The 15,065-nt window shown below is 51.7% G+C and carries 14 protein-coding genes; 4 read left to right on the top strand and 10 right to left on the bottom strand.

Annotated elements, in window-relative coordinates; translation table 11 throughout:
* Nucleotides 1-51: 51 nt before the first annotated feature.
* The 4 genes from IAE48_RS10490 to parM all read right to left on the bottom strand — a co-directional run bounded on the left by IAE48_RS10490 (nt 52) and on the right by parM (nt 3,171).
* On the bottom strand, nt 52-894 hold the full coding sequence (locus tag IAE48_RS10490; protein WP_233631537.1) for an SAM-dependent DNA methyltransferase: 843 nt from the start codon (nt 892-894) through the stop codon (nt 52-54).
* A 355-nt stretch (nt 895-1,249) separates the two neighbouring features.
* Complete coding sequence (locus IAE48_RS10485) at nt 1,250-1,513, bottom strand: hypothetical protein (RefSeq protein WP_233631536.1); 264 nt, start codon at nt 1,511-1,513, stop codon at nt 1,250-1,252.
* 9 nt (nt 1,514-1,522) lie between these two features.
* Nucleotides 1,523-2,197 carry a plasmid partitioning/stability family protein gene (locus IAE48_RS10480; protein ID WP_200134288.1) on the bottom strand — a complete coding sequence of 225 codons (675 nt, stop codon included), beginning with the start codon at nt 2,195-2,197 and terminating at the stop codon, nt 1,523-1,525.
* A gap of 2 nt (nt 2,198-2,199) precedes the next feature.
* Nucleotides 2,200-3,171: a plasmid segregation protein ParM domain-containing protein gene (gene parM / locus IAE48_RS10475; protein WP_200134287.1), complete on the bottom strand. Its 972-nt coding sequence runs from the start codon at nt 3,169-3,171 to the stop codon at nt 2,200-2,202.
* 233 nt (nt 3,172-3,404) lie between these two features.
* Here parM and umuD point away from each other — a divergent pair, with 233 nt between their 5' ends.
* On the top strand, nt 3,405-3,848 hold the full coding sequence (umuD, locus tag IAE48_RS10470) for a translesion error-prone DNA polymerase V autoproteolytic subunit (RefSeq protein WP_200134286.1): 444 nt from the start codon (nt 3,405-3,407) through the stop codon (nt 3,846-3,848).
* A complete protein-coding gene (gene umuC, locus IAE48_RS10465; RefSeq protein WP_200134285.1) occupies nt 3,836-5,107 on the top strand; it encodes a translesion error-prone DNA polymerase V subunit UmuC in 1,272 nt (423 codons plus the stop codon). Before umuD ends, umuC begins: the two co-directional genes overlap by 13 nt.
* Nucleotides 5,108-6,089: 982 nt before the next feature.
* On the opposite strand, the gene IAE48_RS10460 is transcribed toward umuC, so the two are convergent.
* Both IAE48_RS10460 and IAE48_RS10455 read right to left on the bottom strand, forming a co-directional pair.
* Nucleotides 6,090-7,067: a ParB family protein gene (locus tag IAE48_RS10460; RefSeq protein WP_200134448.1), complete on the bottom strand. Its 978-nt coding sequence runs from the start codon at nt 7,065-7,067 to the stop codon at nt 6,090-6,092.
* 7 nt (nt 7,068-7,074) lie between these two features.
* A complete protein-coding gene (locus IAE48_RS10455; protein WP_369811801.1) occupies nt 7,075-8,271 on the bottom strand; it encodes an AAA family ATPase in 1,197 nt (398 codons plus the stop codon).
* 788 nt (nt 8,272-9,059) lie between these two features.
* On the opposite strand from IAE48_RS10455, the gene IAE48_RS10450 reads away from it, so the two are divergent.
* Nucleotides 9,060-10,040 carry a RepB family plasmid replication initiator protein gene (locus IAE48_RS10450; RefSeq protein ID WP_042716117.1) on the top strand — a complete coding sequence of 327 codons (981 nt, stop codon included), beginning with the start codon at nt 9,060-9,062 and terminating at the stop codon, nt 10,038-10,040.
* Between the two features lie 754 nt (nt 10,041-10,794).
* On the opposite strand, the gene IAE48_RS10445 is transcribed toward IAE48_RS10450, so the two are convergent.
* Nucleotides 10,795-12,135 (bottom strand): hypothetical protein, encoded by a 1,341-nt coding sequence (locus IAE48_RS10445; RefSeq protein WP_200134284.1) that lies wholly within the window; start codon nt 12,133-12,135, stop codon nt 10,795-10,797.
* A 143-nt stretch (nt 12,136-12,278) separates the two neighbouring features.
* Here IAE48_RS10445 and IAE48_RS10440 point away from each other — a divergent pair, with 143 nt between their 5' ends.
* Nucleotides 12,279-12,722 (top strand): DUF6386 family protein, encoded by a 444-nt coding sequence (locus IAE48_RS10440; protein WP_200134283.1) that lies wholly within the window; start codon nt 12,279-12,281, stop codon nt 12,720-12,722.
* 66 nt (nt 12,723-12,788) lie between these two features.
* Here the strand turns inward: IAE48_RS10440 and IAE48_RS10435 are convergent, their stop codons facing one another.
* Genes IAE48_RS10435 through IAE48_RS10425 form a run of 3 tightly spaced genes read right to left on the bottom strand, consistent with a single transcriptional unit; the run spans nt 12,789 to nt 14,725 of the window.
* The gene (locus tag IAE48_RS10435; protein WP_200134282.1) at nt 12,789-13,580 is read right to left on the bottom strand and encodes a site-specific integrase; all 792 of its coding nucleotides are present in this window, start codon (nt 13,578-13,580) and stop codon (nt 12,789-12,791) included.
* Nucleotides 13,577-14,332, bottom strand: a complete 756-nt coding sequence (locus IAE48_RS10430) for a hypothetical protein (protein WP_200134281.1) — start codon at nt 14,330-14,332, stop codon at nt 13,577-13,579. The genes IAE48_RS10435 and IAE48_RS10430 overlap by 4 nt, the downstream gene beginning before the upstream one ends.
* A 24-nt stretch (nt 14,333-14,356) precedes the next feature.
* Complete coding sequence (locus IAE48_RS10425; RefSeq protein ID WP_200134280.1) at nt 14,357-14,725, bottom strand: hypothetical protein; 369 nt, start codon at nt 14,723-14,725, stop codon at nt 14,357-14,359.
* Nucleotides 14,726-15,065: the final 340 nt, after the last annotated feature.

The raw sequence follows: 15,065 nt of genomic DNA, 5'->3' as shown, positions 1-15,065 counted from the left end.
CGCTTCTCGCTCGTAACTGACAAATCAGCGGGCAGTGCCCGCTGTGAGCATTCAGGAAAGAAAAGCGCGCATGGCCTGAACACGTTCATGCAGCTTTATCCGGGCCTCCCAGTTATTGATGTACCACACCGGTGTACAACGCGTGCGGTTCACCGTCAGTGCCAGTGAGTTGCCGGTATTCACAATGGCCGGTATCCCCAGCAGGCTGAGCTGGATAAATGTCATGTCGGCCGCAAGCGGATCGATATCCGTCGCGGTGACGAGCAGCTGCTCTGCAGGATTCAGGCCTCTCTGCAGCATCACCTCCGCAAAGGCAATCACCATCCCCCCTGCCCCACTGGTGGGTTCGCTCAGGGTTGTCCAGGGGCAGGTCTTCAGTTGCTGCTGTTGCTCATCCCCTGCGGTCAGGCTTGTTATCAGGCGGGCCAGCGGATACGGCGTAAAGAACTGCCCCATTTCGCCGCTCCCCAGCCCGAGCTCCATGAACACGCCGCCCAGAAAGTCATGAAACTCCCCCTCAAGCGCCTCAACCAGGAGGCAGAACAGCTGTTTCAGGTTGCCGGTGTCCTCCGGCCGGTACTGTTCGCAAATCCGGCGACTGTTCTCAGTGTTTTCCGGCGTGCTTATCCGGGCCATGTCGAGTTCGCTGGCGGCCAGCGTGATAAAATCCCTGAACACGGTCCACCGGTTGTGGTAAGGCGCGGTATGCCGGAAGACGCGGATAAACGCCTTTCCGGCCCCTTCCGCTGACAGTGCCGGTTGCTTTCTGCGGTCCGCTACCGGCCCGCCGGTTACAGCGATGCCGGGCACATCAAAGATGGACAGCTGTGCGGTTTTTAAACCGGATGTGTTTTCAGATTCTTTTGCTGCGGTGTTGACGTTCTGCTGTGACATGTTGGTGCTCCCCTGTGGTTATCTGTGATGTCTTTCCGAGTTCCTTCGCCGCATCATCAGGACCCCATACAGCCTGAGGAGCACGCAGGGGGAACACCAAAGCCGCAGCCCGGAGCCTGCGCAGGGACCGGGTGCCGGTGTTCAGCGAAGCGGCCCTTGCGGGGGACGGCTGTATGGCAGCGTCCTGTGCGGGGAAGAAGAACCGGGAGACATCACGCCGGGGAGGAGGAAGATGGCGCAGCCCCGTCACGCAGGGCGTGACGGTGCAGCCGGCACAGTGAAGCGACCGGGCCGCAGGTCCGTGTAAGCGCATAAAAAAACCCGCCGGAGCGGGTTCAGGGGAACAGGGATTTTATCACCGACGGGGCGGCTTTTCTTCGTCAAACGCCAGCAGGACGCCCGCGATGACCATCAGGCCATAGATAATCTGCAGCCCCACCTTTGCGGCGACCGGCACATTATCCAGCGCAACCAGCGGAATGATGAAGAGGATACTGGCCAGCAGAAAACCCCGGCCGGTTTTACGCATCCGGGCATGCAGCTGCTGTTCCGGAACACCCGCGCGACGCAGCAGGTCCGTCATCACGCCTTCCGCTTTCTGTTTAATACGTCCCATCATGTCACCTGTCTAAAAGAGTTTTTTCATATTGTCACGGACAGCTGACGCCGGTGCTGCCGGCTGCGCATCGCTGACGTCCGCCCTGCCGGCAGACTGCACAGGCTCTGAACGAGTGTGCTGAGCGGGCGCGGTCACACCGGCAATCTGCCCGGTGAGCGCCCGGAGCGCAGGAATGCTGTCCGGCGGAACCGGCATACTGGTCAGCAGGCGCGGGAGGCGGGCATCAAGCGTGTGCAGGGCGAAACCGGCAATGATCAGGTTACGCAGCAGCACGCCACGCTGCCGGGAGGTGGTGCCTTCCAGCAGGTCAGCAACGCGCCGGGATTCCTGAGAATCCGTCAACTGAAGCGTGAAACGTCTGCGGGCAGCATTACCGCTACAGTCAGCCGGCGATCTCGTCACGGCAGGCAGCCCCTCCGGCTCCGGTGCTGCACCGGTCTGATACTCCCCCGATAACGCCGCCAGCAGGCTGGCCAGCTGACCATAGCGCAGCCTTCCGTCAAAAAGCTCTGTCACCAGAGCGGGAAGACGATTATCGGCGTGATACAGCACGCTGCCGGCGGCGGCGGCCGTGCGGAGAAAATCCCCCCGCAGCGGCTGTGATATGGTTTCCAGCGTGCCGGCGGCCAGCATGTCAGTGCGGTCGTCAGTGTGGAGATAAAAGGAGTATTTGCCTGCAGGCACGGTCAGCCCTCACGTTGATAACGGGCTATCTCCCTTGCGAGCGCCATTTGCGGATCGCTGATCACTTCAATACGCTCAGCGGCCAGTGGCCATGCCCGGCGTACAGCAGGCTCAATCAGTTCAGCCCCGCCGCCGACCAGGAAAATGCGGTTCACATTCCGGTAGCCGGCCAGTTCGCTGACCACTTTGGCACTCAGGGTGTCGATAGCTTCTTCAATTTTGTCAGTAACATAATCAATCCTGCTCCCATCATTAATGATGCGGTTCAGAAATGCACGATCTTTCCGGTGACGGACCACACTGTCCGCCACCAGGGGGCTGGTTTCACTGTCTGCTGCGCGCAGCGCTGCCTGTGCCGCCCGCGTGACCATCGACACCCCGACTGAAGGGTTACCCTGCACGGCGCTGATATCATCAAACTGCCCCACAATCACGCCGGCATCCAGTGTGGTGCCTCCCAGATCGATGATAAGCGTGGTCTCGGATACGCCGGGCTTCAGCTCCGACAACCGGGTGTAGGCCGCCGGCAGGGATTCAGGCATGACAATGACGTCGGTGATGACAAAGCGTTCCCGCTTGTTCACCGTAATGTCGCGCAGCAGGTTCTCACGCTTACGGCGGATGTTGGTTTCGTTCTTCTGGCAGTCCTGATCGTAATATTCACTCAGCGGGAGGGTTACTGTCACCGTCACGTCCTGGGGCGCCAGGCCGCTGTTCAGCAGTGCATGGTGAACAGCCAGCAGGTTAAGATCGCCATACTGGTATTCCACATTGGTGGTCGGCATGACGTCACGGCTGACGCTGTCCCAGGTATATTTCAGGGTACCAATCTGGTAGTTGAACGCGTTTGCGCCAAAATCGGCCACTTTCCAGCCATGACGGAATGAGTTGGCAGACAGGTGCGTCTTCAGTCCCTCATCATCAAACCAGGCCAGTTTAACGTTGGTGGAACCGTCATCACAGTAGATATTCATTTTTTGCATCCTTTAGTGTGCTCAGTTTGAGAGCATCATAATTACCACATATAAAAATGCAATAATAAATACTCATATTGAGTATATTAATGTGCTCTTTATTATCCATGTGATTTATTTTTGTCCGTTTAACAGCACGCTGGCGCGCCGGAGGGCAATTCACCTTGCGCATTTCGTAAACCGGTAAATATACTGTTTATAAATACAGTATATTTATAACAAGGAATGGCGTTATGGATCTGATAATGCTGACCCCGACCGGAAGCGCGCAGGCCCTGGCTCTGCCGCTGTTTCTGGAGATGGTGCCCTGTGGTTTTCCGTCTCCCGCCCAGGACTATGTGGAGCAGGAGCTGGATCTCAATGAGTACTGCATACGGCACCGCAGCGCGACCTACTACCTGCGCGCCCACGGCGACAGCATGCGGGACGGTTTCCTCTTTAACGGGGACCTGCTGGTTGTCGACAGCGCCATGAAGCCGGAGCACGGCGATATCGTGGTGGCCGGTATGGGGAGCGAATTTACCGTAAAGCGGCTGCAGACACGGCCAAGACTGTGTCTGCAGCCCATGAACCCCGCGTTCCCGCCAATATTCCCTGATCCGGATGAGCTGCAGATTTTCGGCGTGGTCACCCATATCATCCACCGCACCCGCGAGGTGATGAAGTGTTTGGACTAGCTGACGTCAACTCATTTTATGCCTCCTGCGAGAAGGTCTTTCGCCCCGACCTGATGGGCTGCCCGGTGGTGGTGCTCTCCAATAACGACGGATGCTGTATCGCCCGTTCCCCGGAAGCAAAACACCTGGGTATAAAAATGGGCGATGCCTGGTTCAAAATCCGCCAACAGGCTTTTACTGAGAAGATTCACGTTTTTTCAAGTAACTACGAGCTTTACGCGAGTATGAGTAACCGGGTCATGTCCTGCCTCGAGGAGATGGCACCCCGCGTTGAGCAGTACTCCATCGACGAGAGCTTTCTCGATCTACGGGGGCTGGAAACGGCCGTCAGCTATGAAAATTTCGGGGCGCAGCTGCGCGCGCACGTTCAGGCCTGTACCCGGCTCACCATCGGCGTCGGGATGGGGCCGACCAAAACGCTGGCCAAATCCGCGCAGTGGGCCTCCAAGGAGTGGCCCGCCTTCCGGGGCGTGCTGGCCCTGACACCGGGCAACCCCGCCCGGACGGAAAAACTGCTCGCCCTGCAGCCTGTCCAGGAGCTCTGGGGCGTCGGCAACCGAATTGCGCGCACCCTGAACACAATGGGGATCACCACGGCCCTGCAGCTGGCCCGCACAAACCCGGCCTTTATCCGGAAGAATTTCAGTGTGGTGCTTGAGCGCACCGTGCGGGAACTCAACGGCGAATCCTGTATTCCTCTTGAGGAAGCGCCGCCGGCGAAGCAGCAGATTGTCTGCTCCCGCTCATTCGGGGAGAGAATTGTCACCCTGGAAGACATGCGGCAGGCCGTCTGCCAGTATGCTGAGCGCGCAGCCGAGAAACTGCGCGGTGAGCGCCAGTACTGCCGGCATATTTCTGTCTTTATCAAGACTTCGCCCTATGCCGCTTCTGAGCCTTACTACGGCAACGTGGCGGCTGAAAAGCTGGTGACGTCCACCCAGGACACCCGCGATATCATTGCGGCCGCCATGCGCGGGCTGGCGCGTATCTGGCGCGATGGCCACCGGTATGCCAAAGCCGGCGTCATGCTGAATGACTTTACCACCGGCGTGGCCCAGCTGAACCTGTTTGATGAGCAGCAACCCCGCCCCCACAGCCAGGAGCTGATGAACGTTCTGGACGGGATCAACCGTTCCGGCCCCGGTCAGGTCTGGTTTGCCGGCCGCGGCATCGCCCCGCAGTGGAAAATGAAACGGGAAATGCTCAGTCCTGCCTACACGACACGCTGGAAAGAGATCCCCCTGGCCCGGATTGGATAAGCCAGGTGGTTCCGGCACCCTGCTCACACAAGCACGGCAGGACGCCGTGCGAAGCTCCGGTCTGATTAACCGCACAGCTCACAACCGGTAACCCGGTACAGCCGGACAGGCTTTTCAGTCCGGGTGTGACGGGTTGGGCAAGCCCGGAGGATTCCGGGCGCGGCAGTAGGGTTTAAGCAAGCGGTTAATCTCATGTATTCCCACTCAGCGTTAAGTTCTATTGTCACCAGATATATAATTCTTCTACTTCTTCAGTTTTTCCCATACTGCATTCTCACCTGATTGACTCTGCCCCAAAATCCTGTCCCGTTCAGAAAAAGATTTCAACATTATCCATATTTCACTGAATAGAAGTTGTGGCGATGAAAAAATACGATTCATCGAAGAGCAAATTATCTTCACCCACAGCAGGCTGAACTGGGCAACCGGGCGTCGTATTTCTTTCGTAAGCAGGGGATTTCGCACGCCATATTCTCTTAGTGACGCAAGAAATAGGAAGGTACTTTTGCCGCAGAGCTGAAGCATATACGTCAGCTGTAAGACGAAAGTCTGCGGCCGGAAAACTGGCGGCCGAGTTGAGCCTCGACAAGGCTATGTTTCATGACCTACAGTAAAAAAGAGTACATGCTGGCACGACTGCGTGAATAAAGAGTCCCCGTGTTACAGGCACATTATGAGACCATAAAGCGGAAGCTATGTTCTGCGTTGCATGTCAGCTGCAGCTTGTTCCGTTACCATTCTGTGGACGCTGATGGCGAGAAGCTTCGCCTGAGTATCCGCTAATAATGAAAACTAAAACTGAAAACCAGGAACAACTGGGCAGGCTTTATTTCGGGTTTGAATGGTTTGGCAAGCCCGGAAAATCCGGGCTCGGTTTGGGAAAGATATCATGAAATTGTGGCGATTTCAGAGTGAAATTATGAAGAAAAAACATTTTAAATCAGACAATTAACTATATAATTTCACTGGCGAAGAATCACCTTTAAGCATCATTAGGAAGATGTTTTTGAAGAGCTTTCGCTACAGCTTCATCGATCTCGTCCTGCAGTTCTTTCGATAATCGATTGAATTCGTAAACAAACATGCGCCCTTTATTACGCTTTCTGGCAAATCGGTCTTTGTCCGGGAAAGACCACAGGTTCGTTACAACCGCTTTGTCTTTGCCTTTAAGAGAAGCCATAGCTGCGGTTTCACGGGTCAGGATCTTGATAATCCTGTTTTTAACTTCGTCTTCAGCAAGCGAGGCATCAGCCAGGATGATATTAATTTCCGGTGCAGTTGTTTCGAGCAAGGCCTCAATAGAAAGGTCTTTAGCCTTGAGCATTTCTTCCAGCGCACCTAACGCCTTGTAATCTGTAAATCCTAGTTCCGACTGAACCGGGAATATCGAAACTAACTGGGCTGATACAGATGCAGCCTGAATAGCGCGCGTAACTTTTGCTTCCGACAATCCTTCCAACCTGGCAATATCTTTCTGGCTCACGCCCGTGTTTTTAAGCGTTAAAAGACGTAACCCGATCTCACGGATATTGTGCTCTTTGGCAGTCTGGATATCTCTAGCCAGTTTCCGCGCTTCATCGGTAGATATAGGCGACTTCGTCACCATGATATTTAACGCGGTATGGCAAAGGATAGCGGATGCTCGCCGTCTGGAACCATCGATTATCTCAATGCCTTCTTCACGCTTAATACCAATACACGGGAAGAACTGCTGCAATCGAAGAGTGGATGTAATGTCCTTCAGGGATTCAGGTGTCAGACTAGATTGATCGCGGCCATTCGTCTCCTGCAATACGTATGTCTTGCCTTCTACTTCATTTGCAGGAATGGTTTGCAAAGTGAAGACTGCTTTCCGTCCAGTAGAAAGGGTAAAAATTTGCTCAAGCGCACTGTCTGATAAGTTATTAGTCATTGCAGACGGGTTAAAGGTCCGACCAATGGTTGCTCTTTTTGTGCTCATAAATCCCTCAATTTGCTCGAATAAATTCAATACGATCAAATACAGCTTTTGCAAAATCTTCTGCTGCCAATCGGGCATTTCTCAGAGCTTCGTTGCTGCCAATATAAGTCGATGGATTAGCAGATATGACAGTATCAAAAGACTCTCCACATCTTTCGAAACCGTCCAAGCGGGGCAGGGCGACATCCAGCATGTCACCCCCAAAAATTTCTTTAGCAAGGCTATGGCACAATTTATGGTCTGGTTTATTAGAAAGCTTGGACATGAAGCCAATGTTGCCAACAAGGTGACATGGATAACCTGATTCAGTGATGATATCCACCAGTTCAGGTAGACGGGTCAAATACTTCAGTGTCGAGTGAAAATCTACCTGTGCAGGTGGCACCGGAGTCAGAAGTAAATCCGCTGCGGCAATAGCATTTTTCAAAAAGGCATCAAGATGGGGTCCACTATCGATGAAAATGAAATCGTAATCGTTCTTGAGCTTCGCTATTAGATTTTCTTTCAGGACAGCATGTTCGTTCTGAGCAGGTAGATGTTGGGCACATAGTTCTGTCCATGCTGATGCTATAAACGCATCGTCGATGGAAGCAGGGAGAACATCCACACCCGGGACAATAGAAGATACGATAAACTCATCAAGTAGTTCTTCTCGCGTAACATTCTGCAGCATTGCCTGCGCTGCGGTAGTTTCGACTATGCCAACAGCCTGTGTATGGTTTAAAAACATCGTTGCAGATGACTGGGGATCCAAATCAATAACTAGAATCCGCAGATCTTCAAAGAGCAAATGAGGATGCGTACGTAGGGCATGTGCCAGAGAAACGGTAGATACAGTTTTTGAAACCCCACCTTTTAAATTTCCTACAAAAACGGTAAAGGCTTCCTGATGCCTGTCCCTGTATTTCGGGACTCCGCGGTGGTGATAAATATCGATAATGTTCTGAATGGACATTGCATATTTGGAGGATGTCCCGGCTGGTCGTTTATCAAAGACATAGCCTTTTTCTTCCATTTCATTTACTGCGTAATCCACGTTTGCTCTGGTGAGCTTTGGCAGTTTAGCCAATGCTGCTTTCGCATATACTTGATAGTAAACATTTTCTTGCAATTCTTCTTTCTGAGCCCGAATCTGTTCTGTCAGACCAATGAGCATTTTTTCAGAACGTTGCGCTACTTTAAGTAACTGTGATGAGTTGTTCATCAAAAGTTCCCTTTATGCAGGATTAATGAATTTAATCAAGAATGCTACACACAAGAAACAAAGTAAACATATAACCCAAAATTTTAGCGTAAAGATCAGATGTTTGTTCTCATTGGGATTGGTGAGCGAGGTTTTCAGATTGGCTCGATCAAGCATTCAGGATTAAAAGAAAAAAGCGGCCTAGAAGAGTGACCTGAAACCGGTCAAACAGAACGTAGTTATATAAGGTAAGGCTATTGGTGATCGAGTTCCTGAATTAGTTGCAGTGTGAAATAGTTAGCACGGATAATTGTGCGCAGATAATCTGAGGCTGAGCATAGTTTGATCAAAAAGCAGATCCTCTGTTTTACCATTGGATAAGACCACAGAAGACCAAAAAAATACTGTCACTCTATGGCGTTATCCACTTATCCACCGAGTAGATCCAAACAATAATGATCCTAAGTAGATCCACTATAAGATCCAAATAGATCCCCGATCGCTGAGAGCCGCGCCAGTACTGGGCTGGGAGGGGATTGTCATAAGCTATAAAGAGAAGAAGATAAGCTATGACAAGCATCATATAAACTACAAGGAGATAACTCTATGCTGTAGACAGTAAACAATATAAGCTATAGTCAGATAACAGCGGTAAGCGGCTGTATAACTTTTGTCTAAAAACCACTCTATTTTTCATTGAGCTACGATGTGTTTTATTACATCAGAAAGATTTCGTTGCTCAACGATCCACAGATCTGGAGCTCGTCTTGGAAAACGAAAATAAAGATCTTAAAACCCTATTTGAAGAGATGGATAAGTCTACTGGTGAACTTATTACCCTCACTCCAAATTCTAATAATACGGTTCAGCCAGTCGCGCTAATGCGACTTGGTGTTTTCGTCCCAACACTCAAGTCACTGAAAAATAGTAAAAAGAATACGTTATCAAAAACTGATGCGACCGAAGAGCTGACGCGTTTGTCCTTGGCCAAAGCGGAGGGTTTCGACAAAGTCGAGATCACAGGTCCGAGGCTGGATATGGATAATGACTTTAAAACTTGGGTGGGTATTATCCACTCCTTTGCCAAACATAAAGTGATAGGCGATAAGGTTCAGCTATCATTCGTTGAATTCGCCAAACTCTGTGGGATCCCATCGAGCCAGTCCTCACGCAAACTCAGGGAGCGCATCAGCCCCTCACTGAAGCGTATAGCAGGCACGGTAATATCATTCTCCCGCACCACTGAAAAGCATACCAAAGAGTATATAACTCATCTGGTACAATCTGCATTCTATGATACCGAACGTGATATCGTGGTTCTGCAGGCGGATCCGCGGTTATTCGAACTCTATGAATTTGATAAAAAAGTACTTCTTCAGCTTAAGGCTATAAACGCGTTGAAGCGCCGCGAGTCTGCTCAGGCGCTATATACCTTTATAGAGAGTCTGCCAAAAGATCCTGCCCCTATATCGCTGGCACGCTTAAGAGCAAGATTAAGCCTGAAATCACCAGTATTCTCACAAAATCAGACCGTTCGCCGGGCTATGGAGCAGCTCAAAGAGATTGGTTACCTTGATTACACCGAGATGCAGCGCGGACGCAGCGTGCTGTTTAACGTACATTACCGTCGTCCCAAGCTCAAAGCACCTAAAGACGCTAGCGAAGAGAATCCTAAGCTGACTGGCAGTCCAGCAAGCCCTCCCGATCAAGAGCTTACCGAAAAACTCCAGCTCCTTGAAAAGCTTGGCATCACCATGGACGACTTGGAAAAACTCTTCCGTAATAAGTAATTGAATAAGCGAGAGCGATTAATCACAATTCAATTCTCATCGCCAGTGAGTACCAACGAGGTCAGTGCTCACTACAGCTTATACATATTATTTGGCGAGTACTTTTGCTAACCCTGTCCTTCGGTCAGCCGATCCTGGCCGCTATTTAGTCGCTATAGTTTATATTTCACTCATCATTAGGTGATAATCCTCACTATAGCTTATGTATCAACATACCAGAAGTAGCTCTGCTCCCTATAGCTTATTTTGCGATGTTTGTAAGTGCTTGCTTACCTCGGTGGCTAATGAATGAGTGGGTGACGTTAGGGAAGGGAGTGATATCTATTAAATAACATAAACTATAGCGAGATAGTAACTTGCTATAGTTTATACTTCTTGGCCTGTGGTTCATCTCACTCGCCATAGCTTATGACATAAACTGTAGTAAGCACATGCTTGCTACAGTTTATATTTTCATTAAGACAAATGCAGGAAATAAGATGGTAATCATCCAGATGCAAGCAAAATGCCTCCATTTGCATCGGAATGAGCAGCCTATCTTTCGCTGAATTTACTCACTGGTAAGCATTAAGAGAACGCGAGCACGTAGTGATGCTGATGTTGTTCTGCATCGACCTTTGCGCGAGATAAGGGAGAAGAGGTGGGCAGCATGGATGAAGGTATTACTTTACTGAACTTGGATAGCGCTAGTATCCTGGCAGACTAATTTCTATGCACCCGTGGTCTGCGCGCTGTTAACCGGAGGCTTGACCCCTTAATCGATAAGATTCATGAAGATGCCAAAAACATGTCTCGAGAAAGTTTTATCCAGTTCCTGTGGCCAGCGGGGAGGATCAGTCTGCAGCAAACCCAACTCACGCATGCCTTTGTGCTGTTCCGCCTTTCGCTCGCAGTAATCATCGTCGGTATATCCCATCGTTTCGATCACCACAGTATGATGTTTTCCGCCCGGCTTGCTGGCTGTAACTATGAAATCCGGCAGAACAAACCCTTTTTCGCCGTTCAGGGTCACTTCGAGATCAAAAAGCGGTTTTTCCAGACTTAGAGCCGGCGCATCCGTTTTTTTTGCAAGCCAGCCCGCAACTTCAGCCAAGCTTTCGATGGTAGTGCGCTCAAGTCCGCTGTCGACTGGTACCGGACATCCACGGCGGAATAAGGCATGTGCATATCCTTCGCTGCAGATAACCCTGCCATCCATCCCCCGGCGAAAGGCCAGAATGACCCAGTAGGGGGGGCGCGCACCGTCCTGCGCTTCGCCATTAATACTTACGCCGCGCTCCGGACGAAACTGCAGCTCTCCGCCCGGCCAACAAAACGAGACTTCATCGCGGGTTACCTGATCGGACATAAAAATCTGAAAGAACATCCGCATTTTGCCTGCTGGCCAGTGAGTGTCTGGACGCTCCAGTTCCTGCATTAGCTTTTCCTTGCCGTTCTCACTCATCGCTGGCGAAAAACGTACAATCTCCGAGAGTCTGCGAGCGTGGATAAATTCGATATTTTCGGCGACAGCCCGAAGTGCATTAATGGATTCCATCACTCCAGTCACAGGGAGGGGGTGTAGCGTGGTCAGACGGTTAAGTCCTGCGTCCTCTATCAGCGAAAGCAGCAGGCGCGCAATACGCGAACGTCGAGTCCGGCGAGTACGCTCACCTGCCGGAGCGACCAGACGCCCCGGAGACTTAATCCTGGTTTCGGAGTCGTCAGGCGGCAAAAAACTTCGGTAACTGATACGCTTGCTGCCTGCTGTTTTACGGGTTCCAGAAGATGTAGCATCAGTATCTCCACTGAACGGACGGAACATCGCGCAGTCAGGCGCATGCTCATGGTTAAATCCGGCCAGAAAAAGAGTACCAGTACCCTGCATCAGGTTAGCGCTGTTCATCGCCGGCGAATCGCCCGGCACACAGTCACACTGCAGCCAGGCTTCCCTTTGCCGCATTTCCAGGAGGATCTTTTCTGCCAGCACGTACTGATCACGCCCGGTAAAAATCCGCCGTCCGGACAAGTTCTTTAGGGCGGTTTCTTCGTCCTTGTCCAGCCAGCGGATGAGACCACCCCGAGGTGATTTCTTACGGACAAGTTTCATGGCCATACAGAACAGTTTCCTTTTCTGTGTGAGTAAGTCGCTGACAGGATTGATGTACTGGAGATTAACACATTGAGCTGCTCAGTAAGGAGCGAGCCAGTTGTACATGACCATTATAATTAGTTCGTAAATATTTAAATGAGATCTGTATGTTAAAAGAATTCTCAGTTTTCACTGACACTGCAACGCTTTCAGTATTTGACATTGATGCGGTTAAGCACAGAGTTCCTGATTCACCTGACTGGTGGACCATTGATGAGAATGAGATCCTTGAAGTGAACAAGGGCAACATCGCTTTTCTTGGGTTGGGCGTTGATGGTGACTACATCGTTAAGGTGTCGGAATCTGTTGAAGGTGAAGCAGGTACACTGAATCTGCACTTCCCGTCAGGCAACGTTTTTATCGGGGCAGGCGAGGACACGTCCGGAGGCGATCTGGAGCCAGACGGATCTGATGTCATCGAAGGAGAAACCTTGAGCTTTGCGCCTGGCTACTACAGCATGAAATATTCTCGCGCAGGAAATGTAATAGAACTTTGCTTTGAGCCGACCCCGGAAAGATATAATTCAATAGAAGAGCCTGTCCGGATATAAAAGATGGAGCCTGATACCCATTGACAGTTCAGAGCTCCCTGAAAATCGCCCTGCCGCAGGGAGCCGTTAACGTCTGTCAGCCCTGTGAATCCCCTTGAGTAAAGCGACAGCCTCTTCACTCGGCATTTCAAACCGGACGCGGTGGCGTGCGGCCACATCCAGAGCAAAGACTTTCGTGTACACCTCTGTCGAACTGACAGACTTGTGCCCCATAAGGGTCTGCAGGATCTTGAGGGGGATGCCGGCGTACAGCATGTGCATGGCATAACTGTGCCGGAACGTGTGCGGGGTCACCGGCACGGAAAAGGTCACCCCGTCTGCCGCTGCGGCCTCAACCGCCTCATTCAGCCAGGTCCGGACTGTCCTGTCCGTGATCTCCCATATACGGGCCTTTTCCATTCTGCCGGTGCGCTTATTTCTCCGCTCCAGCGGGATCTTCAGCGTAGCCACCATCATCTCCAGCTGGCTGACGTAGTGGCTGTCGGACAGGGGGACAATCCTGTGACTCGTGCTGCCGGCCGGCGCACGGCCTGCCGTCCGGGCGGCTTTTTCCGTGCGCTGTTTCAGTGTGGCCAGCTGAACAAACGGGGTGGGGGACGCCAGGTTAAAATCAGCGCGGGTCAGGGCCAGCGCTTCGTTTATGCGGGCACCGGAATTCCATAATGTCGACAGCAGCATCCTGCGGTGCAGATCCGGGACGTAATGAAGCAGGGCGCTGACTTCCGGCGCCAGCAGATATTTCGGCAGTTCGTCTTGGACAAGAACCATCTGACGCAGGGCCAGTGCAGCCGGATAGTCAATGGCCACTGGCAGCGGCACTGATGGTTGTGACTGAGAATAAGAAATGAGGCCGCTCATGGCGTTGGCCCTCCGTCATAGTGTCGAGGTATCACCGGTTGGTTCCACTCTCTGTTGCGGGCAGCCTCAGCAGCACGTAGAGGTCTTTCGCGTTTCCAGACTTTACGAAACACGGAAACCACAGACCATTCATCGTGATCTGTAAGACGAGTTTCGGGCAGACCGGTAGCCCGGCGCAAACGGAAAGCGAGAATGACGGCCTTGATGCCCAGACGCGTGAACTGATACTGCCTCTCCCGAAAATAATCCTCATGCAAAGGGGGAGCAGGGATTTCGGCGGCATATGAGATTGCCCTGTAGGCCTCATTCTGGAGCACCGGCAGTTCACGGATGCGGTACATATGGAGAAATTGCAGGGCACGCCAGTCACCGGAGACATCCGCTAGATTAAGTTCTGGATAATCCATCACAGCTTCTCTCTCAGGCTGGGGAGCATCATCATCCTTGCCGTCATCAGTCGCAACACGGGCACAAGCCTCAGCATACCGTTCCAGCATAAATACCAGCTCTGTTGTGATGTAAAATAGCTCCTTTTGCCGTTTGTCCTCAGCCAGTTGCTGCTCATGGCGCACACGTTCCGCGGTTGCCATGACTTCACGTTCGCGTGCGTAACTGTGGTTCAGTCTGGTTACAAGTAAAGCAACTCCGCCAGCCAGTACACCACCTCCAAGGGCTGATATAACCGGCATCCATGCTGATACACCCTGTACAGCGGCTTTGACCTGTTCTGTATGAGATATGACGTCAGCCATATAGATCCTTATTGATAAATCCCGTCAGTTGCTGTAACAACTGCATGCGTCGTCATCCGGTCGGGTAAACTGCCCATTCTCATCAATATATGGATGAACCTGAGTCACCATCCAGAATCTTATGTCCTTGCGTAATCTGTCAGTGAGGAGAGAGTCCTCATCCGGCTCATCCATAATCAGTCCCGTATCAGGTTGGTCATAAAATAGTGTGTACTCCCATTCATCCGGATGCCCGACCTGCATGGCGAGCAGCCTGCCTCCCGTCGAACAGATTTTCGCCCCCCTCCATTTGTCACAAAATGCCAGCTCATCCTGACCGGAGCTGGTCGAAAGCCAGAGGTCGGTATGAATGATCTGCAGTCCAAAAACGACCTGCTCAAAAGTGTGACTCAACGTTTACTCCAAAGTTAATAGTCCCGCCTCAAAACCATCACGCACTGACGCACCTGAAGGTCACGCCGGATGATTTTCCCCTGAAGCAATCATCCCCTACCTGATAATAAGCATTCACATAACCACACCGGTAAATTACCGGATGACCGTTCCGGTGTGATCCGGTTTTCTGCATATTGACGGGTTTCCGGAAGTTTACCACGGTCAGGGACCGGGCAAAGCGCCCTTTTTCCCGCCTGCGCGTCCGGTCACGGAACCGGCCCAGAACACAACATATAGCGTTAATGCCAGCTGGTAATGCCACTACATACTGTGTGCGGGGGCCGCAGCGGGGGAGGGG

It is taken from the genome of Kosakonia sp. S57 (assembly GCF_016516575.1).
GTDB lineage: Bacteria > Pseudomonadota > Gammaproteobacteria > Enterobacterales > Enterobacteriaceae > Kosakonia > Kosakonia cowanii.
Note: the sequence above shows the minus strand (reverse complement) of the source record. Positions and strands in the feature narration are given on the sequence as shown.

Bases quoted from the DNA above. Each gene is read 5' to 3' on its own strand.
- IAE48_RS10490 (WP_233631537.1), bottom strand. From the start codon at position 894: ATGTCACAGCAGAACGTCAACACCGCAGCAAAAGAATCTGAAAACACA.
- IAE48_RS10485 (WP_233631536.1), bottom strand. From the start codon at position 1,513: ATGATGGGACGTATTAAACAGAAAGCGGAAGGCGTGATGACGGACCTG.
- parM (WP_200134287.1), bottom strand. From the start codon at position 3,171: ATGAATATCTACTGTGATGACGGTTCCACCAACGTTAAACTGGCCTGG.
- umuD (WP_200134286.1), top strand. From the start codon at position 3,405: ATGGATCTGATAATGCTGACCCCGACCGGAAGCGCGCAGGCCCTGGCT.
- IAE48_RS10460 (WP_200134448.1), bottom strand. From the start codon at position 7,067: ATGAGCACAAAAAGAGCAACCATTGGTCGGACCTTTAACCCGTCTGCA.
- IAE48_RS10455 (WP_369811801.1), bottom strand. From the start codon at position 8,271: ATGAACAACTCATCACAGTTACTTAAAGTAGCGCAACGTTCTGAAAAA.
- IAE48_RS10450 (WP_042716117.1), top strand. From the start codon at position 9,060: ATGGATAAGTCTACTGGTGAACTTATTACCCTCACTCCAAATTCTAAT.
- IAE48_RS10445 (WP_200134284.1), bottom strand. From the start codon at position 12,135: ATGGCCATGAAACTTGTCCGTAAGAAATCACCTCGGGGTGGTCTCATC.
- IAE48_RS10440 (WP_200134283.1), top strand. From the start codon at position 12,279: ATGTTAAAAGAATTCTCAGTTTTCACTGACACTGCAACGCTTTCAGTA.
- IAE48_RS10435 (WP_200134282.1), bottom strand. From the start codon at position 13,580: ATGAGCGGCCTCATTTCTTATTCTCAGTCACAACCATCAGTGCCGCTG.
- IAE48_RS10430 (WP_200134281.1), bottom strand. From the start codon at position 14,332: ATGGCTGACGTCATATCTCATACAGAACAGGTCAAAGCCGCTGTACAG.